The sequence below is a fragment of the Streptomyces peucetius genome (genome assembly GCF_025854275.1).
In the GTDB taxonomy this organism is placed as follows: domain Bacteria; phylum Actinomycetota; class Actinomycetes; order Streptomycetales; family Streptomycetaceae; genus Streptomyces; species Streptomyces peucetius_A.
In genome coordinates, this window is record NZ_CP107567.1 from 7,620,796 (window position 1) to 7,640,323 (window position 19,528).

17 protein-coding genes and 1 pseudogene are annotated in these 19,528 nt (G+C 72.0%); 16 read left to right on the plus strand and 2 right to left on the minus strand.

The genetic code is table 11. From position 1 onward, the window contains the following. Positions 1–595: pseudogene (locus OGH68_RS34435) on the minus strand (IS607 family transposase). A 276-nt stretch (positions 596–871) separates the two neighbouring features. Between OGH68_RS34435 and OGH68_RS34440 the strand changes: the two are divergent. The 14 genes from OGH68_RS34440 (at position 872) to OGH68_RS34505 (ending at position 14,047) form a co-directional block, all read left to right on the plus strand. Further along, positions 872–2,170: an alpha/beta hydrolase gene (locus tag OGH68_RS34440; RefSeq protein WP_264249433.1), complete on the plus strand. Its 1,299-nt coding sequence runs from the start codon at positions 872–874 to the stop codon at positions 2,168–2,170. 31 nt (positions 2,171–2,201) lie between these two features. After that, complete coding sequence (locus OGH68_RS34445; protein ID WP_264249434.1) at positions 2,202–2,948, plus strand: PIG-L deacetylase family protein; 747 nt, start codon at positions 2,202–2,204, stop codon at positions 2,946–2,948. Positions 2,949–3,009: 61 nt separating this feature from the next. Next, positions 3,010–3,639, plus strand: coding sequence for a helix-turn-helix domain-containing protein (locus tag OGH68_RS34450; protein WP_264249435.1), 630 nt, complete (start codon positions 3,010–3,012; stop codon positions 3,637–3,639). A gap of 77 nt (positions 3,640–3,716) precedes the next feature. Continuing rightward, positions 3,717–4,685 carry an NADPH:quinone oxidoreductase family protein gene (locus OGH68_RS34455; protein ID WP_264249436.1) on the plus strand — a complete coding sequence of 323 codons (969 nt, stop codon included), beginning with the start codon at positions 3,717–3,719 and terminating at the stop codon, positions 4,683–4,685. Further along, positions 4,682–5,869 (plus strand): acyl-CoA dehydrogenase family protein, encoded by a 1,188-nt coding sequence (locus OGH68_RS34460; protein ID WP_264249437.1) that lies wholly within the window; start codon positions 4,682–4,684, stop codon positions 5,867–5,869. Before OGH68_RS34455 ends, OGH68_RS34460 begins: the two co-directional genes overlap by 4 nt. Continuing rightward, entirely contained in the window at positions 5,866–6,939 is a 1,074-nt protein-coding gene (locus OGH68_RS34465; protein WP_264249438.1) for an acyl-CoA dehydrogenase family protein, read from the plus strand. Before OGH68_RS34460 ends, OGH68_RS34465 begins: the two co-directional genes overlap by 4 nt. Positions 6,940–7,068: 129 nt before the next feature. Then, a complete protein-coding gene (locus tag OGH68_RS34470; RefSeq protein ID WP_264249439.1) occupies positions 7,069–8,664 on the plus strand; it encodes an ABC transporter substrate-binding protein in 1,596 nt (531 codons plus the stop codon). A gap of 23 nt (positions 8,665–8,687) precedes the next feature. Then, positions 8,688–9,653 carry an ABC transporter permease gene (locus OGH68_RS34475; protein ID WP_264250426.1) on the plus strand — a complete coding sequence of 322 codons (966 nt, stop codon included), beginning with the start codon at positions 8,688–8,690 and terminating at the stop codon, positions 9,651–9,653. Next, positions 9,646–10,512 carry an ABC transporter permease gene (locus tag OGH68_RS34480; RefSeq protein WP_264249440.1) on the plus strand — a complete coding sequence of 289 codons (867 nt, stop codon included), beginning with the start codon at positions 9,646–9,648 and terminating at the stop codon, positions 10,510–10,512. The genes OGH68_RS34475 and OGH68_RS34480 overlap by 8 nt, the downstream gene beginning before the upstream one ends. An 86-nt stretch (positions 10,513–10,598) precedes the next feature. Further along, positions 10,599–11,507 carry an ABC transporter ATP-binding protein gene (locus tag OGH68_RS34485; RefSeq protein WP_264250428.1) on the plus strand — a complete coding sequence of 303 codons (909 nt, stop codon included), beginning with the start codon at positions 10,599–10,601 and terminating at the stop codon, positions 11,505–11,507. Beyond that, positions 11,491–12,162 carry an ABC transporter ATP-binding protein gene (locus OGH68_RS34490; protein ID WP_264249441.1) on the plus strand — a complete coding sequence of 224 codons (672 nt, stop codon included), beginning with the start codon at positions 11,491–11,493 and terminating at the stop codon, positions 12,160–12,162. Before OGH68_RS34485 ends, OGH68_RS34490 begins: the two co-directional genes overlap by 17 nt. 121 nt (positions 12,163–12,283) lie before the next feature. Next, on the plus strand, positions 12,284–13,156 hold the full coding sequence (locus tag OGH68_RS34495; RefSeq protein ID WP_264249442.1) for a phosphatidylinositol-specific phospholipase C/glycerophosphodiester phosphodiesterase family protein: 873 nt from the start codon (positions 12,284–12,286) through the stop codon (positions 13,154–13,156). 167 nt (positions 13,157–13,323) lie between these two features. Beyond that, positions 13,324–13,518 (plus strand): hypothetical protein, encoded by a 195-nt coding sequence (locus OGH68_RS34500; protein WP_264249444.1) that lies wholly within the window; start codon positions 13,324–13,326, stop codon positions 13,516–13,518. An 82-nt stretch (positions 13,519–13,600) separates the two neighbouring features. Beyond that, positions 13,601–14,047 carry a nitroreductase family deazaflavin-dependent oxidoreductase gene (locus OGH68_RS34505; protein ID WP_264249446.1) on the plus strand — a complete coding sequence of 149 codons (447 nt, stop codon included), beginning with the start codon at positions 13,601–13,603 and terminating at the stop codon, positions 14,045–14,047. Positions 14,048–14,104: 57 nt separating this feature from the next. On the opposite strand, the gene OGH68_RS34510 is transcribed toward OGH68_RS34505, so the two are convergent. Beyond that, complete coding sequence (locus OGH68_RS34510; RefSeq protein ID WP_264249448.1) at positions 14,105–15,124, minus strand: GAF domain-containing protein; 1,020 nt, start codon at positions 15,122–15,124, stop codon at positions 14,105–14,107. A gap of 844 nt (positions 15,125–15,968) precedes the next feature. On the opposite strand from OGH68_RS34510, the gene OGH68_RS34515 reads away from it, so the two are divergent. Continuing rightward, complete coding sequence (locus OGH68_RS34515) at positions 15,969–17,930, plus strand: beta-ketoacyl synthase N-terminal-like domain-containing protein (RefSeq protein WP_264249449.1); 1,962 nt, start codon at positions 15,969–15,971, stop codon at positions 17,928–17,930. Further along, complete coding sequence (locus OGH68_RS34520) at positions 17,927–19,480, plus strand: amino acid adenylation domain-containing protein (protein WP_264249451.1); 1,554 nt, start codon at positions 17,927–17,929, stop codon at positions 19,478–19,480. Before OGH68_RS34515 ends, OGH68_RS34520 begins: the two co-directional genes overlap by 4 nt. Positions 19,481–19,528: the final 48 nt, after the last annotated feature.

The following is a 19,528-nucleotide window of genomic DNA, read 5'->3' on the forward strand; positions in this document are numbered from 1 at the left end:
CTAGGCCGCCTCAAGGGCCTTGCGGGCGCGGTTCTTCGCCGAGCGGCGGCCGTACAGGCGGGCGCAGACCGACGCCAGCACGTCCACGATGTCCTGCACCAGGTCGTCATCGACCTCGCTGTCATCCAGAACCACCAGACGGCGGCCGGTGGCAGACAGGGCGGCTTCGACGAGTTCGACGTTCATGCGGCCAAGTCGGTCCCGGTGCTCCACCACCACGGTCGTCACGTCCGGATCAGCCAGCAGCCGACACGCCTTCGCGCGGGAGCCGTTCATGCCCGAACCGGTCTCGGACTCGATCCGCACCACCCGGTACCGGGCCCTGGCCGCCCACTCCGAAAGGCGCGTCACCTGACGGGCCAGATCGTCCTTCTGGTCGTGGGAGGACACACGGGCATACAGCCCGACACCGCCGACCACCTCGGGCGTTGCGGCGGCCTCGATGTTCACCAGGATCGTGCGCGGACCGACCCTCCCCCAGACTCCGTCCGGGGGGACCCCCAACCGCCGGTACCGGCAACGTCCCCTCACGGAACCAGCGATACGCGGTCTGCGGGTGCACACCCTGCGCTTTCGCCCACTCCTTGAGGTTCATACATCCGAAGGTAACAACACTCATCAAAGTGCACTATCACTCACAAGAGTGATCTAACGAACCAACAGCTCCCCACCCCTGAGGCGGCGGCCCCCTGGCATCACGGCGCGCCACACCGTGCTCCGACGACCGCCGCTCCGACGACCGCCGCTCCGACGACCGCCGCTCCGGCGCCGTCTTCGGGACCCGGGCCGGCTGATCCCGTCCCCGTGGACGTCCCCGCCCGGCCGTTGTGATCCACTGGACGGGCGGGGGCGCACAGGAACAGGAGCAGCAGTGGCCAGCTATCGGCAGCCGGGGGTCGTCCTCACCGACCATCACTTCACCGTTCCGCTCGACCACGACGATCCCTCGGGCGAGCAGATCGAGCTCTACGGCCGGGAGGTCGTTGCCGCGGCCCACGCGGACGACTCGCGGCCGTGGCTGGTGTATCTGGAAGGCGGCCCCGGCAACGCGGTGCGGCGTTTCGTCGGAAAGCCGGCCTGGCTCGGGCGGGCCGTCCAGGACTTCCGTGTACTGCTGCTCGACCAGCGCGGCACCGGACGCTCCACACCCCAGAGCCGGCAGACGCTTCCGCAGCGGGGCGGACCGGCGGCCCAGGCCGGCCACCTCGCGCTCTTCCGTGCCGACAGCATCGTCCGCGACTGCGAGAGCGTCCGGCAGCGGCTCACCGGCGGAGCGCCCTGGACCGTGCTCGGCCAGAGCTTCGGCGGGTTCTGCGTCACCCACTACCTGTCGACCGCCCCCGAAGGACTGGCCACCGCCTTGATCACCGGCGGTCTGCCCTCCCTGGACGCCCACGCCGACGACGTCTACCGGGCCGCGTACCCGCGCATCCGACGCAAGGCCGAGGCGCACTACGCCCGTTATCCGCAGGACGTGGAGCGCGCCCGGCGCATCGCCGCCCACCTCGCCGAACGCCCGGCGCGGCTGCCCGGCGGCTACACCCTCACCGTCGAGGCGTTCCAGTCCCTCGGCATCCTGCTGGGCAGCGGGGACGGCAGCCACCAGCTGCACTACCTGCTGGAGAACGCCTTCGTGCGCACGGCCGCCGGCCATGAACTCTCCGACGCCTTCCAGGAAGGCGTACGCCCGGTCCTGTCCTTCGCCACGCATCCGCTGTACGCGGTGCTCCACGAGGCCATCTACGCCCAGGGCGGGCGACCGACGGACTGGGCCGCCGAGCGGGTGCGCGCCGAGTTCCCGGAGTTCGACGCGGCGACGGCGCTCGCGGGCGACGAGCCGGTGCTGTTCACCGGCGAGACCATCCACCCCTGGCACTTCGAGGTGGACCCGGCCCTCCGCCCGTTGCGCGAGACGGCCGAACTGCTGGCCGCCCGTGCCGATTGGGCGCCGCTCTACGATCCCGCGCGGCTCGCGGCCAACGAGGTGCCGGTCGCGGCGGCCGTCTACCACGACGACATGTACGTCGACACCGCCGACTCGCTGCGCACCGCCCGTGCCGTGCGCGGACTGCGGAGCTGGGTCACCGACGAGTTCGAGCACGACGGAGTGCGGGCGAGCGGGCCCCGGGTGCTGGACCGGCTGCTGGCGCTCGCCCGGCAGGAGCTCTGACACAGGATCAGGGATCCGTATCCTGCGGGACATGACTGATCCCAAGACCGAACAGCTCCAGGAGATGCCGGCCGACTGGCAGCGCGCGCTCGCGGTCGTCGCCCACCCCGACGACCTCGAGTACGGCTGCGCGGCGGCCGTCGCGACATGGACCGACGAGGGCCGCGACGTCGTCTATCTGCTGGCCACGCGCGGCGAGGCCGGGATCGACGGCATCTCCCCCGAGGAGTGTGCGCCGCTGCGCGAACGGGAGCAGCGGGCCAGTGCGGCCGTCGTCGGTGTCTCCACCGTGGAGTTCCTGGACCACAAGGACGGCGTGATCGAGTACGGGACCGCGCTGCGGCGGGACATCGCGGCGGCCATCCGCAGGCACCGGCCGGAGCTGGTGATCACGCTCAACCACCGCGACACCTGGGGCGGTACCGCCTGGAACACCCCCGACCACCGTGCCGTCGGCCGGGCGACACTCGACGCGGCCGCCGACGCGGGCAACCGCTGGATCTTTCCCGAGCTGATCTCCGAGCAGGGGCTCGAGCCGTGGGACGGTGTGCGCTGGGTGGCCGTCGCGGGGTCGGAGAGGCCGACCCACGCGGTCGACGCGGGCCCCGGTCTCGAGCGGTCCGTGGCCTCGCTGCTGGAGCACCGGCTCTACATCGAGGGTCTGACGGACCAGGCCCCCGAGGAGTACTGCCGCGCGTTCCTCACCGGCATGACGCAGATGGCGGCGCCCCGCTTCGGTGGCCGTCCCGCGGTCGCGTTCGAGCTTTTCGGGAGCTGACGCCGCACAGCCGTGACCGTGCTCGTTTGACAAATGGCATTGCTGTTTCTGCAATAGGGGTATGAGCAACGACGGTGGCGCACACAGCGATCACGGTGGACACGACGATCAGGACGACGCGCGGCTCGATGCCGTGCTCAACGAGGTGGGCCCCCGGCTCCGCCGGATCCGGCGCGAGCGGGGGGCCACGCTCGGGGCGCTCTCGGAGGCGACCGGCATCTCCGTGAGCACCCTCTCCCGGCTGGAGTCCGGCGGCCGGCGCCCCAGCCTGGAGCTGCTGCTGCCGATCGCCCGCGCCCACCAGGTCCCGCTGGACGAGCTGGTCGGCGCGCCGCCGGTCGGCGATCCGCGGGTGCGTGCCAAGCCCATCGTCCGCGGCGGCCGGACGATGTACCCGCTCACCGCGCGGCCGGGCGGGCTCCAGGCGTACAAGGTGATCCACAAGGTCTTCGGCGAGAAGCCGGAGCCCCGCACTCACGAGGGCTACGAGTGGATGTACGTCCTGTCCGGCCGGCTGCGGCTGGTGCTCGGTGACCACGACGTGGTGCTCACCGCGGGGGAGGCGGCGGAGTTCGACACCCGCGTGCCGCACTGGTTCGGGTGCGCCGACGACAAGCCGGTCGAGTTCCTGAGCCTGTTCGGCCCGCAGGGGGAGCGGATGCATGTGCGGGCCAGGCCCAAGGGGGCCTGAGGGGTCTTCCCGCGGAGGCAAGCGACCGCTTAGTATGCGGCGAGGACAGACTGCCCTTACGTGTGGGAGGCCCCGAGATGCAGGCATGGCAAGTGCACCGCAACGGCGAGCCGGGCGAGGTGATGCGGCTCGAGGAGGTGGACCGGCCCACGCCCGGTGAGGGACAGCTTCTGCTGAAGGTCCGAGCCGCGAACATCAACTTCCCGGACGCCCTCCTCTGCCGCGGCCAGTACCAGGTACGCCCCCCGCTGCCCTTCACCCCCGGCGTCGAGGTCTGCGGCGAGACCGAGGACGGCCGGCGCGTCATCGCCAACCCCGTCCTGCCGGGCGGCGGGCTCGCCGAGTACGTGGTCGCCGACGCGGCCGCCGTGCTGCCCGCGCCCGAGTCGCTCGACGACGCCGAGGCCGCCGCCCTGCACATCGGCTACCAGACGGGCTGGTTCGGGCTGCACCGCAGGGCCGCGCTCAAGGAGGGCGAGACCCTCCTCGTCCACGCAGCGGCCGGCGGGGTCGGCAGTGCCGCCGTACAGCTCGGCAAGGCGGCCGGCGCCCGGGTGATCGGCGTCGCCGGCGGTGTGGGGAAGGCCGCCGTCGCCAGGGAACTCGGCTGCGACGTCGTCATCGACCGCAATGCCGACGACATCGTCGCCGCCGTGAAGGAGGCGACCGGCGGGCGGGGCGCGGACGTGATCTACGACCCGGTCGGCGGGGACGCCTACGCGAAGTCCGCCAAGTGCGTGGCCTTCGAGGGCCGCATCGTCGTCGTCGGTTTCGCCAGCGGCGACATCCCGGCCCCGGCCCTCAACCACGCCCTGGTCAAGAACTACTCGATCATGGGCCTGCACTGGGGGCTGTACGCGGCAAAGGACCCGCGCTCCATCGGCCGCTGCCACGAGACGCTCACCGAGTACGCGGCCAAGGGCCTGATCAAGCCGCTCATCAGCGAGCGGGTGGCCTTCAAGGACGCCGCCGGCGCCGTGCAGCGGGTCGCCGACGGCACCACCACCGGCCGTCTCGTCGTCGTCCCGGACGGAGCCGCCCGATGACGGACGCCGCAGGACTCCTCGACCTGACCCGGAAACTGCTGGCCGACCACCCGCCGGCCACCACCGACCGCACCGACTTCCTCAAGGCGCGCTTCGACGCGGGCCTCGCCTGGGTGCACTTCCCGCAGGGCCTCGGCGGGCTCGGCGCCCCCCGCGCCCTGCAAGCCGTCGTCGACGCCGAACTCGCCGCCGCCGGCGCACCCGACAACGACCCCCGCCGGATCGGCATCGGCCTCGGCATGGCCGCGCCGACGATCCTCAAGTACGGCTCCCAGGAGGTCAAGGAACGCTTCCTGCGCCCCCTGTGGATCGGTGAGGAGGTGTGGTGCCAGCTGTTCAGTGAGCCCGGGGCCGGCTCCGACCTCGCCGCGCTCGGCACCCGCGCCGTGCGCGACGCCGACTCGGGAGACTGGATCGTCACCGGCCAGAAGGTGTGGACCTCCAGTGCCCACGTCGCCCGCTGGGCCATCCTCATCGCCCGCACCGACCCGGACCTGCCCAAGCATCGTGGCATCACCTACTTCGTCTGCGACATGACCGACCCCGGTGTGGAGGTCCGGCCGCTGCGCCAGATCACCGGCGAGGCCGAGTTCAACGAGGTCTTCCTCACCGGGGTCCGCATCCCTGACGCGCACCGCCTCGGTGAGGTCGGCGAGGGCTGGAAGGTCGCACAGACCACGCTGAACAACGAACGCGTCGCGATCGGCGGCATGCGCCTGCCCCGCGAGGGCGGCATGATCGGCCCCGTCTCCCGGACCTGGCGCGAGCGGCCCGAACTGCGCACCCACGACCTGCACCAGCGGCTGCTGACCCTGTGGGTCGAGGCCGAGGTCGCCCGGCTCGCGGGCGAGCGGCTGCGCCAGCAGCTCGTCGCCGGCCAGCCCGGCCCGGAGGGCAGCGCGATGAAACTCGCCTTCGCCCGCCTCAACCAGGAGATCAGCGGCCTGGAGGTCGAACTGCGGGCCGAGGAAGGGCTGCTGTACGACGACTGGACCATGCGCCGGCCCGAGCTGGTGGACTTCACCGGACGCGACGCCGGATACCGCTATCTGCGGTCCAAGGGCAACTCGATCGAGGGCGGTACCACCGAGGTGCTGCTGAACATCGTTGCGGAACGCGTCCTCGGACTGCCCGCCGAGCCGCGCAACGACAAGGACGTCGCCTGGAAGGACCTCGCGCGATGACGGATCTGCTCTACTCGGAGACCGAGGACGACCTGCGCGCCGCCGTACGGTCCCTCGTCGACGCCCGCGGCGACCGGGCGGCACTCGCCGCGCGCGCCGAGACCGGCTCCCCCGGCGACCCGCAGCTGTGGACCTCGCTCGCGGCCGGGATCGGCGCCGCCGGCCTGCTCGTACCCGAGAAGCTCGGCGGCCAGGGCGCGAGCCACCGTGAGGCGGCAGTCGTGCTGGAGGAACTGGGCCGCGGTGTCGTCGCCGCGCCGTACCTCACGAGCTCGGTCGTCGCCACCGAAGTGCTGCTTGCCCTCGGGACGGAGACGGAGGCGCAGGCCGGACTGCTCGGCGCGCTGGCGGAGGGACGGCGCACCGCCGTCGTCGCGGTGCCGCTGTCCACGGCGCCCGACGGCCCGCTGCCCGACGGCGGCGGCCGTGTCAGCGGCGTCGCGGACGCGGCGGGTGCCGATGTGCTGCTGGTGTTGCGGGCCGACGGCCTGTACGCGGTCGAGGCGGCACAGGCCGAGGTCGAGGCGCTGACCCCGCTCGACCTCACCCGTCCGCTCGCTGCGGTCACCGCCCCCGATGGCGGGACGCTCCTCGCCGACGTGGCGGCGGGCGAGGCAGCGGTGCGCCGCGGTCTGCTCGCCGGGGCCGGCCTGCTCGCCTCCGAGCAGCTGGGTCTCGCCGAATGGTGTCTTGAGGAGACGGTCCGGCACACCGGTGAACGGCACCAGTTCAACCGCCCGGTCGGCTCGTTCCAGGCGCTCAAGCACCGCATGGCCCAGCTGTGGCTCGAGGTCGTCTCCGCGCGGGCGGCGGCCCGCGCCGCCGCGGACGCGCTGGCGACCGGCAGTCCCGAGGCCCCGCTCTCGGTGGCCGTAGCCCAGGCGTACTGCTCCCGGGTCGCCGTCCACGCGGCCGAGGAGTGCGTGCAGTTGCACGGCGGCATCGGCATGACGTGGGAACACCCCGCCCATCTGTACCTGAAGCGGGCCAAGGCCGATGAGATCGCCCTCGGTGCGCCGGGACGGCACAAGGAAGTGCTCGCCGGGCTCGTCGACCTGCGGGCCCCGTAACGATCGCGCCGGAGAAGCCCGCGGAGCAGCCTGGGTCGAGTAACAACCCAGGTTCCGTGACACCCTTTACATACTGTTTAATGCGAGAGGTTTGCAATAACAGCTGATCTTCAACAGGGGTGTACACGCATGACGGGCCGATCGATACGGGCCGCGGCCGCCACGGCCATGGCCGCCGCGCTGACCTTCGGCGCGGCGGCCTGCTCCGCCCCGGGCGGCGTTACCGGCGGTTCCACGGCGACGGACTCGGCGGTCGTCGGCATCGCCTACGAACCCGACAGCCTCAGCCCGCTGCTCGGCTACGGCAAGGACGGCAACTCCAAGATCTTCGACGGACTGCTCGCCTTCGACCGGGACATGAAGCTGCGGCCCGCGCTCGCGGCCGAGCTGCCGGAGGTCAGCGCCGACGGCTTCACCTACACCTACAAGCTCCGCCGGGGCGTGAAGTTCAGCGACGGTGAGCCGTTCGGCGCCGAGGACGTCGTCTTCACCTACCGGACGATCCTCGATCCGAGGACGAACAACGCGTCCCGGACCGAACTCGACGCCGTCAAGGACGTCAGGGCCGTCGGCGACGACACGGTGGTCTTCACGCTCAAGTACCCCTACGCGCCCTTCGCGCAGCGCACCGTGCTGCCCATCGCCCCCGAGCACATCGCGGGTGAACAGGACGTCAACACCGGGCCGTTCACCACGAAGCCGGTCGGCACCGGCCCCTACGTCCTCACCGGCTGGTCCAAGGGCGAGAAGCTGACCTTCAAGGCGAACCCGGACTACTGGGGCGGCGCGCCCGCGGTGAAGAAGTTCACCATGGCGATCATCAAGGACGACGACGTCCGCGCCACGCGGCTGCGCGCCGGAGACCTCGACGGCGCCGTCCTCCCGCCCAACCTGGCACGGGGCTTCAAGAACGAGCCGGGCAAGAAGACGTACGAGGCCACCACGTACGACTACCGCACCGTCACCCTGCCCACCCATCACAAGGTCACGGGCGACACCGCCGTCCGCCGGGCGCTCGACATCGCCGTCGACCGCCAGGCCATGGTGGACGGCATCCTGGACGGCGCGGGCAGGCCGGCCTACGGGCCCGTCCCCACCGACAGCGAGTGGTTCACCGAGGGCACGGAGCGCCGCCACGACCTCGCCGGGGCGAAGAAGATCCTCGACGAGGCCGGCTGGAAGCCCGGCAAGGACGGCATCCGCGTCAGGAACGGCGTACGCGCCGCCTTCCCGCTCTGGTACCTCACCGGCGACAAGCTCCGCCAGGACCACGCCCTCGCCTACGCCTCCGACGCCAAGAAGGCCGGCATCGACATCACCACCAGGGCGGGCAACTGGGAGGTCATCGAACCGCGGATGAAGCACGACGCCGTCCTCGCCGGCGGCGGATCGCCCGGCGACCCGGACTTCGACCAGTACCTGCTGCTCACGTCGTCCCTCGCCGGCGACGGCTTCAACAACATGGCGTGGTACGACAACCCAGCCGTCGACCGGGCCCTCGAAGCCGGCCGCCGCAGCGGGGACAAGGCCGAACGCAAGGCCGCCTACGACACCGTCCAGCGTGAACTGGTCAAGAACCCGGGCTACACCTTCCTCACCCACATCGACCACGTCTACGTCGTGAACGACAAGTGGGACGGGCTTACCACGCAGGTCGAGCCGCACGACCACGGACTCGCCTCCGGCCCCTGGTGGAACGTCGAGGACTGGACGCCGAAGAAGTGATCCGCGCCCTGCCCCTGGCGGCGATGGCGCGGATGGCGGGACGACGGGCCCTGTTCGCCGTCCCCGTGCTCCTCACCGTGACGTTCGCGGTCTTCGCCGTCGCCGCCGCCTCGCCCTTCGACCCCGTCAAGGCGTACACCGGCGCCGCCGGACTCACCGCCTCGCAGGAGAACCTCGACCAGATCCGGGCCAACCTCGGCGTCGACGAGCCGCTGGTCACCCGCTGGTGGAACTGGCTGACCGCAGCACTCCGTGGCGACCTCGGCGTCTCCAGCGTGATGCGGCAGCCCGTTGCCGACGTCGTCGCCGAACGGATCGGCTGGTCCGTACTCCTCGCCGCCACCGCCTTCGCCGTGGCCATCCTGGCCGGCACCGCCCTCGGCGTGCTCGCCGCACGCCGGCGCGGCGGGTACCTCGACCGGTGCGTCAGCTCGCTCGCCTACACCCTTGAGGCCGCGCCCGCGTTCTGGCTCGGACTCCTCGCCATCTGGTTCTTCGCGCTCGAACTGGGCGTGCTGCCGGCCGGCGGCCTCACCGACACCGCCAGCGACACCGTGACCTTCGGCCAGGTCGCCGCCCATCTGGTGCTCCCCGCCGCGGTCCTCGGCGTCAGCCAACTGCCGTGGTTCTTCCTGTACGTGCGCCAGGGCGTCGGCGACGCCCTCGACGAGGACCCCGTACGCGGCGCCCGCGCCCGCGGCCTGGGTGAGGGGACCGTCCTCGTCGGCCACGCGCTGCGCTCCGGCATGCTGCCGATGCTCACCCTCATCGGCTCCCGCGTACCCGAACTCATCACCGGAGCACTGCTCGTGGAGACCGTCTTCAGCTGGCCCGGCATCGCCGCCGCCACCGTGCAGGCCGCCACCTCCGTCGACTTCCCGCTGCTCGCCGCGCTCACCGTCCTGGCGACGGCGGCCGTGCTGCTCGGCAACCTGCTGTCCGACCTGCTCTACGGACTGGCCGACCCGAGGGTGGGCTTCGATGGCTGACCTCGTCTGGAAGTCCCACGGGCTCACGCGTCGCTCCACCCGCACCGTGCGCCTCACCGTCTCCGCCGTGACCGTCACGGCCGTGGCGCTGGCGGTGCTGCTCGTACCGCCGATCGTCGGGCTCGACCAGCAGGCCGTCGACCTGTCGATGAAGCTGCGGCCGCCGTCCCCCGCCCACCCCTTCGGCACCGACGACGTCGGCCGCGACCTGCTGCTGCGCTGCGTCTACGGCCTGCGGTTCTCGCTGCTCGTCGGGCTGGTCGCGGCCCTCGTCGCCACCGTCATCGGCACGGTGGTGGGCGCGACGGCCGCCGTGGCGGGCGGCTGGGCGGACCGTGTGCTGATGCGGCTCGTCGACGCCTTCTCCTCCGTGCCGCACCTGCTGCTCGGCATCTTCGTCGTGGCCATGTTCCGGCCCGGGGTGTGGCCGGTGATTGTGTCCGTCGCGCTCACCCACTGGCTGTCCACGGCCCGGATCGTGCGCTCCGAGGTGCTGTCGCTGCGCTCACGTCCGTACATCGACGCGGCGATCAGCGGCGGCGCGAGCCGGTGGCGGGTGGCCGTGCGACACCTGCTGCCCGGAGTGCTGCCGCAGGCGGGACTCGCCGCCGTACTGATGGTGCCGCACGCCATGTGGCACGAGTCGGCGCTGTCGTTCCTGGGCCTCGGACTGCCCACGCACCAGGCGAGCCTGGGCAACCTGGTGCAGTCGGCCCGCGGCTCGCTGCTCGCCGGCGACTGGTGGCCGACGCTCTTCCCCGGCCTGTTCCTGATCGTCCCCACCCTCGCCGTAGCCGGACTGGCCGGCGCCTGGCGTGAACGGATCAACCCCCGCCGCCGATCGGAGCTGATGCTGTGACCGCGCGAGCCGTCGGCCACCCGACCCACGAGAACGCCGCGGCGCGGCCGGTGCTCACCGTACGCGGGCTGTCCGCGCGCTTCCGGATGCGCGACGGGCGGCACGTCGCCGCCGTCAGCGACGTCTCGTTCGACCTCGCGGCAGGTGAGTGCCTGGCGCTCGTCGGCGAGAGCGGCTGCGGCAAGTCCGTCCTCGCCTCCGCGCTCCTCGGACTGCTGCCCGCCAACGCCCAGACCTCCGGGTCGGCCGTCGTCGTCGGCGTCGAACTGCTCGGCGCCGACGAACGCACCCTGGCCCGCACCGTCAGGGGCCGTCTCGTCGGGCTGGTGCCGCAGAGTCCCGCGGCCCACCTCACACCCGTACGGACCGTCGGCGCCCAGCTCGTCGAGACCGTACGGGCCCTCACCGGGCTGCGCGGCCCCGCGGCGAGCGAGGCGGCCACGGCGGCGGCCGGACGCGCCGCGTTCCCCGCCGACCATCTCGACCGCTACCCGCACGAACTCTCCGGCGGACTCGCACAGCGGGCCGCCACCGCGATCGCGCTCGTCGGCGACGCGCCACTGCTGCTCGCCGACGAGCCGACCACCGGCCTGGACCGCCCTCTCGTCGACCACACCGCCGACGAACTGCGCCGCCACGCGGACGAAGGACGCGCGCTGCTGCTGATCACCCACGACCTCGCGGCCGCCGAGCGTATCGCCGACCGCGTCGCCGTCATGTACGCGGGGCGGATCGTCGAACTCACCGCCGCCGACGCCTTCTTCGGAGACCCCGGCCCTCGCCACCCCTACGCCCGCGGGCTGCTGAACGCGCTGCCGGAAAGGGAGTTCACCCCGATCCCCGGGCTGCCGCCCGAGCTCGGCGACCTCCCCGGCGGCTGCGCCTTCGCCCCGCGCTGCGACCGGGCCGACGAGGCCTGCACCACGCTTCCCCGCCTCACCGACGGCACCGCCTGCCACCACGCCGAGGAGCCGCAGCGTGTTCGAACTGTGTGACATCACCGCCGGTTACGACCGCCGCAGGCCCGTCGTACGCGGCGCTTCCCTGACCATCGCCCCCGGCGAGGCGGTCGGCCTCCTCGGACCCAGCGGCTGCGGCAAGTCCACCCTCGCGAAGGTCGCCGCCCTGCTGCACCGGCCCGACTCCGGCCGGGTCGTGATGGACGGCGCCCCCATGGGTCCGGGAGACGGGTGGCGCCACCGTGCGCCGCGCGCCCGGCGCACCGCCGTCGGCGTGGTGTTCCAGCAGCCGCGGCTGTCCGCCGACCCGCGGCTGTCGCTGCGCGAGCTGATCGCGGAACCACTGCGCGCCACGGGTCACCGGCGGTCCGACGCCGACGCCCGCGCCGAGGAACCCGCCGCGGCCGTCGGCCTCACCGCCGAACTCCTCGGCCGGCGGCCGCACGAAGTGAGCGACGGACAGCTCCAACGCGCCTGCCTCGCCAGGGCACTGGTGCTCCGGCCGCGCTGGCTGGTGTGCGACGAGATGACCGCCATGCTCGACGCGTCCACGACCGCCGCGCTGGTGGCCGTCGTCGAGGACTACCGCCGAGAGCACGGCGCCGGACTGCTCGCCGTCGGTCACGACCACGTGCTGCTGAACCGCTGGTGCGACCGGACCGTCAACTGGTCGGAGGTCGCGGAGGACTGACGCCCCGAGCGGGAACGGCACATGACGGACGGCCGAACTCTCCGCGCTGCCCTGCCGATCGGACCCGGCCCGGCGGATACTCACCGGTGTCCCTCCCGACCCGCAGAGCCCGGAGGTCCTCGTGCCGGCCACCCGTCGCACAGTCGTCACCACCCTCGCCGCCGCCGCACTCACCGGCGCCGTCGGGGCACCCGCCCACGCCGCCACCGCCGGGAGCGGTGGCGGGCAGAGCCGCCCGGCGCCGCTGCGCCGGGCCCACGCGCACAACGACTATCTGCACGAACACCCGCTGCATGACGCGCTGTCGCACGGTTTCACCAGCGTCGAGGCCGACATCTTCCTGGTCGACGGGGAGCTGCTCGTCGCCCACGAACCGGCGGAACTCGACCCCTCCCGCACTCTGCGCTCCCTCTATCTGGACCCGCTGCTCGCCCGGGTCCGCGCGAACCACGGCAGCGTGTACCGGGGGCACCGCCGGCCGTTCCAGCTGCTGATCGACATCAAGACGGACGGGGTCGCCGCCTATCTCGAACTCGACCGCCAACTGCGGCACTACCGGCGCATGCTGAGCGGTTGCTTCCACGGACACATACGCCTCGGAGCCGTCACCCCCGTCATCTCCGGCGACCGTTCCGCGCGCGCCCCGATGGAGGCGCAGCGGGTCCGGTACGCCTTCTACGACGGCCGACTGGACGACCTGGCGGCCGGCGACCCGGCGCCGGCGTCCTTCGTCCCGCTGATCTCCGGCAACTGGACCCACAGCTTCAGCTGGCTCGGCTCGGACGAATTTCCCGCCGCCCAGCGGCAGAAGCTGCACACGCTCGTCACGACCGCTCACAGCCGCTCCCAGCGGGTCCGCTTCTGGGCCACCCCCGACCTCCCGGGGCCGGCGCGGGACGCCGTCTGGCACGAACTGCTCGCCGCCGGTGTCGACCACGTCAACACCGACGACCTGGCGGGCCTCGAGCACTTCCTGCGGCGGTACGACGGCTAGAGCCGGCCCTTCCGCCGGGCCGTCGTCCCCACACGGACCGCCCGTCGTCACCACGGTCTCGCGAGGTACACCCGTACGGCGGACACGCCAGTCGGCCGGACGGGACCTCCGCTGCGCCAGACTGGCCGCCGAATGCCGCAATTCCGGCGCGGCGAAGGAGGTTGGCGATGGCCATTTCGATCTCGGTGGTGCTGCTCCTGCTGGTGCTCGCAGTGATCTTCCTGCGCAACGGTGGGCTGAAGATGAGCCATGCGGTGGTGTGTGCGCTGCTCGGCTTCTTCCTGGCCGGCACCAGCATGGCGCCGACGATCCAGGAGGGCATCGCGGCCACGGCCAATGTCGTGGGCAGCCTCAGGCCCTGATTGGCACGGTGGCGGGGTGGGAAGCAGCACAGGCGTGCCGGTCCGCGGCCGGCTGTCGGGCGACAACGATGGGATGTGTGCGATGCCTCTTGAGGGTGAGTACGAGCCGAGCCCCGAAGCCTGGGTGCGTGAACAGGTGGAGGAGTACGAGAGTTCGGGCGGCAGGAGCGGGACGACGCTGCGCGGCATGCCGGTCGTCGTGCTCACCACCCGCGGCGCCAGGAGCGGCAAGATCCGCAAGACCCCGCTGATGCGGGTCGAACACGCGGGTGCCTACGCCCTGGTCGCCTCACTGGGCGGCTCGCACTCCCACCCGACGTGGTACTACAACCTGAAGGCCGACCCGCAGATCGAGTTGCAGGACGGCCCGGTCCGCAGGGACATGACGGCGCGTGAGGTGACGGGCGAGGAGAAGGCGCTGTGGTGGGGACGCGCGGTGGAGGCGTATCCCGACTACGACGACTACCAGAAGAAGACCGACCGCGAGATCCCCGTCTTCGTCGCGGAGGTGCCGGACCGGGACCGCTGAATCGCCGGAGGACCGGTACGCCGGCGGGCGTACCGGTCCGGGTCCGGTACGCCCGCCCTAGCGGCCGGGAGGCGCGGCGCCGAAGCCATTGCTGCCCAGTTGCTCGAACCGCTCCTGGACATTGGCCGCGAACACCCGCTGCTCGGCGGCGGGATACGAGTCGTGACTGTTCATGGCCACGGTCAGCACTCCGCTGACCGGTGCGGTGGGCGACGTTCGTACGGGGGTGCACAGAAAGCTGAAGGCCTGCGGCGAGGGCGAGTCGTACGTGGTGATCGCCGCATGGGGGAGCGTGGTCGTGCGGCCGGTGTGGAAGGCCTCGTCCATCGCGTTGAAGACACCGACGGAGTCGAGCCCGGACAGGACCTGCCTCCCGGGGCTGAACTGGGGGACCATGCCGAAGGCCGCGCCCTGCTTGCCGTTGGCGTAGCGCAGCAGGTGGTGCGGCCCCTCGGTGAGCATGATCGGGAAGGGTGCGCCGTCGAAGACGGCGAACAGCTCGTGCTGCTGGGCCAGCAGGCTGTCTCTCAGCTTGAACTCGGAGAGCAGGGTCTCCGTGAGCTCCTGCATCCCCTCCTTGATCTTGCGGTCCCAGGTGCGGGCGACCATGTCGGCCACGCACACCGTGCCGAGGATCATGCCGGTGTTGTCCCGCAGCGGGGTGCCCAGGTAGGAGCGCACACCCATGTCGTTGACGAGTGCGTTGCCCCGGAAGCGGGGGTAGTCGAAGACATCGTCCAGGGCCAGCTGGGACCCCTGGGCGACCACATGGGGGCAGAAGCCGTAGTCGTTGGGGGCCTCGCGGGCTATGTCGCTGAGGTCGAAGACGATGCCCCGGCCCTCCGAGTCGGTGGCACCGTCGGGAGAGGTCGGCGGCACGTACATGCCCCGGAACATCTGCCGCTCGTCGTTGATGAAGTTGACCATGGCGAGGGGAGACTGGGTGAAGCTCGCCGCGAGCCGTGCCACACGGTCGAACGTGGCTTCGGCCTCAACGGTGTTGAGGCCGAGAACCTGCAGTCGGAGCCTGCGCTGTTCGCCTGCGTGCCGTGTCTGATCGGGTGTCAGGGGGTCCATGCGACCAGATGAAACCAGATCAGCGGTACCTCGCACGAACCAAGTGCGTTCTTTTCCGGATCACTTGCGAAGCCCGGGTCACCGGGAGGGCGGGCGAAGGTCACCGGCATGGCCCTGTCTCTGCAGGCGGGACCGTGCATTCTGGGTGAATCGGGCAAGATTTCGACCTCGGGCGATCACTTCCCGCCAATCCATCAACCGGAATCGGTCGGAGCGGTTTTACATATGACAATCATGCGGTGGGTATCCATGCGGCGGACGGCGCCGTGGGGCCGCGGGGAGGGGAACAGCGCAGTGGGGCAAGTGCGGTTCGGACAGCAGGGGCACTGCCGCGGGCACGGGCAGTACGGCCCTGCCGCTGACCGTGCCCCGCTCGATGGCACACGGCGAAGCCGTCCTTCGCCGGGACCCATGGCCGCAGTCCCCGCTCCGCGGGGCGCGGCCGGGGCGCCCACCCGTGCCTCGCGCGCGGTCCGCCCGCCGGCGCCGTACACCGTGGCACAGCGCCCCGCCCGTCGCGCCGCGACGTCGTTATGGACAGCATCTCGAACCTCGGGCACGGCGCCGTCCCCGCCGCCCGTGAGCAGCGCCTGTGCTGCCTGTCCGTGAGAGTCCACGGCAGGCCGGACACCCGTGCCGGAACCGAACCCGGCAGCACGACGCCGGAGTTCGTTCCCATCCGTGAGCCGTTCGGTCCGACCGGTCCCGGTGCGGCCCCCGCCGAGCGGCGGCGACCGCCCCGGGACACAGGCACGGCCGCTGTTCCCGGCGGCCTCGTGGATCCTCGTGAACAGCGCGTTCGTGCATCGGTATCACGAAGCGAAGTATCTGAAGGAGTGGTCTGATGAACAGGACGGACGACGTCGACGCACGGTCGGTCGCGGTGATCGGCATGGCCTGCAGGCTGCCCGGCGCCGACGGCCCCGACGAGCTGTGGGACCTGCTGCGGGACGGTGTCGATGCCACGAGCGAGACACCACCTGATCGTTACGACGTGAATGCCCTGCACTCCGAACGGCCGGGACCGGGCATGATCGGCAGTCGGCGGGGCGGCTACCTCGGCGGCATGGCCGACTTCGACGCCGAGTTCTTCGAGATGTCGCCCACCGAGGCGCTCGAACTCGACCCGCAGCAGCGGCTGCTGCTGATGACGGCCTGGGACGCGTTGGAGGACGCGGGCCGGCGGCCCGACGAACTGGCGGGCACCCGCACCGGTGTCTTCGTCGGCAACGCCCGCGGGGACTACCTGGAGATCAGGTTCCGCCAGGGTCTGCAGACAGTGACCGCCGCGCAGCTCAACAACTACCGCTCCCTGCTGCCGGCCCGTCTGTCCTACTTCCTCGACCTGCGCGGGCCGAGCGTCGTGCTCGACACCGCCTGCTCCTCCTCGCTGGCGGCTGTGCACAGCGCCGTGCAGAGCCTCCGCGCGGGGGAGAGCCCCCTGGCGATCGTCGCCGGAGTGAACCTCACCCTCCGCCCCGACGAGGGCGTGGTGATGACCCAGGCGGGCGCTCTGGCCGCCGACGGCCGGAGCAAGTTCGCCGATGCCGGCGCCGACGGCCACACCCCCGGCGACGCGGTGGGCGTCGTCGTCCTCAAGCGCCTCACCGACGCCCTGGCCGACGGCGACCCGATCCGGGCCGTCATCGAGGGAAGCGCGATCGGCAACGACGGACGCACCAGCGGCTCACTGCTTAACCCTTCCAGGACCGGACAGGTCGAGGTGCTCCGCTGGGCGTACGAGGACGCCGGCGTGTCACCGGCCGACGTGGACTACGTCGAGGCGCACGGATCCGGCTCACCCGTGCTCGACGCCCTGGAGATCACCGCTCTCGGCGAAGTGCTGGGCGAGGACCGGCCGTCGGACCGTCCGCTGCTCGTCGGCTCCGTCAAGACCAACATCGGCCACGCGGAGGCCGCGGGCGGCATCGCCGGACTGATCAAGACCGTCCTGTGCCTGGAGCACGGCCAGGTCCCGGCCAGTCTGCACCTCGGCACACCGACCCCCGAGGTCCCCTGGGGGGAACTGCCGGTGCTCGTCCCGGAGAAGCTCCACGACCTGCCCGACCACGGACGGCCGTATCGCGCCGGAATCTCGGGGCAGGGCTCCTCGGCCCTCAACGCACACGTGGTGATCCGCCAGGCGGACCCCCGGCCGCACGCCGCCACGCCGGCTCCGGACGGCAAGCCGTACCTGCTGGCGCTCTCCGCCCGTACACCGGAGGCCCTGGTGGCCCTCCGCCGTTCCTGGGCCGCGTACCTCGGCCCCGAGGGGCCCGGCACGGCTCACCCGCTGCGGGACATCTGCTACAGCGCGGCCACCCGCCGTCAGCACCACGAACACCGCCTGGCCGTCGTCGGGGCGTCGCACGAGGAGATGGCGGCGGCATTCGACGCGGCCGGCGAAGCGCCGCGGCGCAGGAGCGTCCCCAAGAAGCTGGCCGAGGCCGCGGACCGCTACCGCGAGAACGGCACGGTGGACTGGCAGGCGCTGGCCGGCGAGCCCGGACGCTTCGTCCCGCTGCCCCGCTACCCCTGGCAGACCAAGCGCTACTGGCCGGACGACGAGCGGGAGGAACGCACCGGCGACCTGGCCGACTGGGTGCTGCGCGAGCACGCCCGCACCTCCTACGACGACGACTCGACACTCGTCGACGTCGGGATCGACTCGCTGGCGAAGCTGCGGATCATCGTGGAGCTGTCCGAGCAGACCGGCCGCGAGGTCGACCCCGAGGAACTGGGCGGGCTGCGCACGGTCGGCGCGCTGCGCGGATGGATCCGGGCGATGGAGGCGCACACGCCATGAGCAACCCCCGGACCGTGTACGAATGGTTCGCCCGTTCCGCCGCCGTCTTCGGGGACGACTGCGCCCTGGAAGTGGACGAGGAGCGGCTGACCTACCGCGAACTGCGCGAGCTGGCCGAGCGGATCGCCGCCCGGCTGGTCGCCTTCAACGGCGGCGCGGCCCCCCGCAGGGTCGGCCTGCTCGCGAGCCGCTCGGTGACCGCGTACGCCGGCTATCTCGCCGTGCTGCGGACCGGCGCGGCCGTCGTGCCCCTCAACCCGGAGCACCCGCCCGCCCGTACGGCCCGAATAGCCGAGACGGCGGGGCTGGAGCTGGTGCTCGCGGACACCTCCGGGGCCGACGCCGCCCCAGGGGTGCCGCTGCTCGTACTGGGCCCCGGCGAACTGACGTCACTGGCGGCCCGGCCGGCGCCCGACCTTCCGGACCCGAGGACGGAACCGGACGACGTCGCCTACATCATCTTCACGTCCGGTTCGACGGGCGCCCCCAAGGGAGTTCCCGTCTCGCAGGCCAATCTCTGCGCCTACCTCGGCCATGTCGCGTCTCGGTACGACATCGGCCCGGGCAGCCGGCTCTCCCAGACCTTCGACCTCACCTTCGACGGCTCCGTGCACGACCTGTTCGTCGCCTGGGCGTCCGGCGGCACCCTGGTCGTACCGAGGCGCAGCCAGCTCCTGTCGCCGGTCAGGACCGTCAACGCGCTGCGGCTCACGCACTGGTTCTCCGTACCGTCGCTGATCGCCTTCGCCTCCCGCCTGGGCACCCTGAAGCCCGGCAGCATGCCCACCCTGCGCTGGAGCGTGTTCGGCGGTGAGCCGCTGACCCTGGCCGCCGCGGCGGAATGGCAGACGGCGGCGCCGGAAAGCGCACTGGAGGTCCTGTACGGGCCGACCGAACTCACCATCTCCTGCACCGCCTACCGGCTTCCCCGCCACCGGGCGGACTGGCCCCGTACGGCCAACGGGACGGTGCCGATCGGGGCCGGCTACCCGACGCTGGACATCCTCCTCCTGGACGACGACGGCAGACCGGCCGAGGCCGGCGAGCTGTACGTCCGCGGACCGCAGCGCTTCCCCGGCTACCTGGACCCGGCGAACAACGCCGGGCGGTTCCTGTCCGGCGACGACCACGGCGCAGCCGCCGCCCGCGACAGCGCGGAGCTGCCGCTGACGGACAAGCACTGGTACCGCACCGGGGACCGCGCGGCCGTGCAGGACGGGCACCTGGTGCACCTGGGCCGGACCGACCACCAGGTCAAGATCCGCGGTCACCGGATCGAACTCGGCGAGATCGAGGCCATGCTGAGGCAGCAGCCGGGCGTGCGCGACGCGGTCGTGCTCGCGGTGCGGGCGTCCGACGGCGAACCGGAACTCGAAGCCGCGGTCAGCGGCACCGGATGCGCCGACCAGCAGCTGTACTCGGCACTGGGCGAGCGGCTCCCGCCGTACATGCTGCCCCGCCGGATCGTCACCCTGGAGGAAATGCCGCTCAACGCGAACGGCAAGATCGACCGGCAGGCGCTGCTCGCCCGGCTCGGGCACAGCCGCTGAATCCCGCGAGGAACGGTCCGCACGCCACCGGCGCACGTGCCGTCCCCG

Coding starts and splice junctions, on each gene's coding strand:
- OGH68_RS34485 (WP_264250428.1), top strand. CDS start 10,599: ATGCGCGACGGGCGGCACGTCGCCGCCGTCAGCGACGTCTCGTTCGAC.
- OGH68_RS34450 (WP_264249435.1), top strand. CDS start 3,010: ATGAGCAACGACGGTGGCGCACACAGCGATCACGGTGGACACGACGAT.
- OGH68_RS34500 (WP_264249444.1), top strand. CDS start 13,324: ATGGCCATTTCGATCTCGGTGGTGCTGCTCCTGCTGGTGCTCGCAGTG.
- OGH68_RS34465 (WP_264249438.1), top strand. CDS start 5,866: ATGACGGATCTGCTCTACTCGGAGACCGAGGACGACCTGCGCGCCGCC.
- OGH68_RS34475 (WP_264250426.1), top strand. CDS start 8,688: ATGGCGCGGATGGCGGGACGACGGGCCCTGTTCGCCGTCCCCGTGCTC.
- OGH68_RS34480 (WP_264249440.1), top strand. CDS start 9,646: ATGGCTGACCTCGTCTGGAAGTCCCACGGGCTCACGCGTCGCTCCACC.
- OGH68_RS34455 (WP_264249436.1), top strand. CDS start 3,717: ATGCAGGCATGGCAAGTGCACCGCAACGGCGAGCCGGGCGAGGTGATG.
- OGH68_RS34445 (WP_264249434.1), top strand. CDS start 2,202: ATGACTGATCCCAAGACCGAACAGCTCCAGGAGATGCCGGCCGACTGG.
- OGH68_RS34470 (WP_264249439.1), top strand. CDS start 7,069: ATGACGGGCCGATCGATACGGGCCGCGGCCGCCACGGCCATGGCCGCC.
- OGH68_RS34510 (WP_264249448.1), bottom strand. CDS start 15,124: ATGGACCCCCTGACACCCGATCAGACACGGCACGCAGGCGAACAGCGC.
- OGH68_RS34515 (WP_264249449.1), top strand. CDS start 15,969: ATGAACAGGACGGACGACGTCGACGCACGGTCGGTCGCGGTGATCGGC.
- OGH68_RS34505 (WP_264249446.1), top strand. CDS start 13,601: ATGCCTCTTGAGGGTGAGTACGAGCCGAGCCCCGAAGCCTGGGTGCGT.
- OGH68_RS34520 (WP_264249451.1), top strand. CDS start 17,927: ATGAGCAACCCCCGGACCGTGTACGAATGGTTCGCCCGTTCCGCCGCC.
- OGH68_RS34460 (WP_264249437.1), top strand. CDS start 4,682: ATGACGGACGCCGCAGGACTCCTCGACCTGACCCGGAAACTGCTGGCC.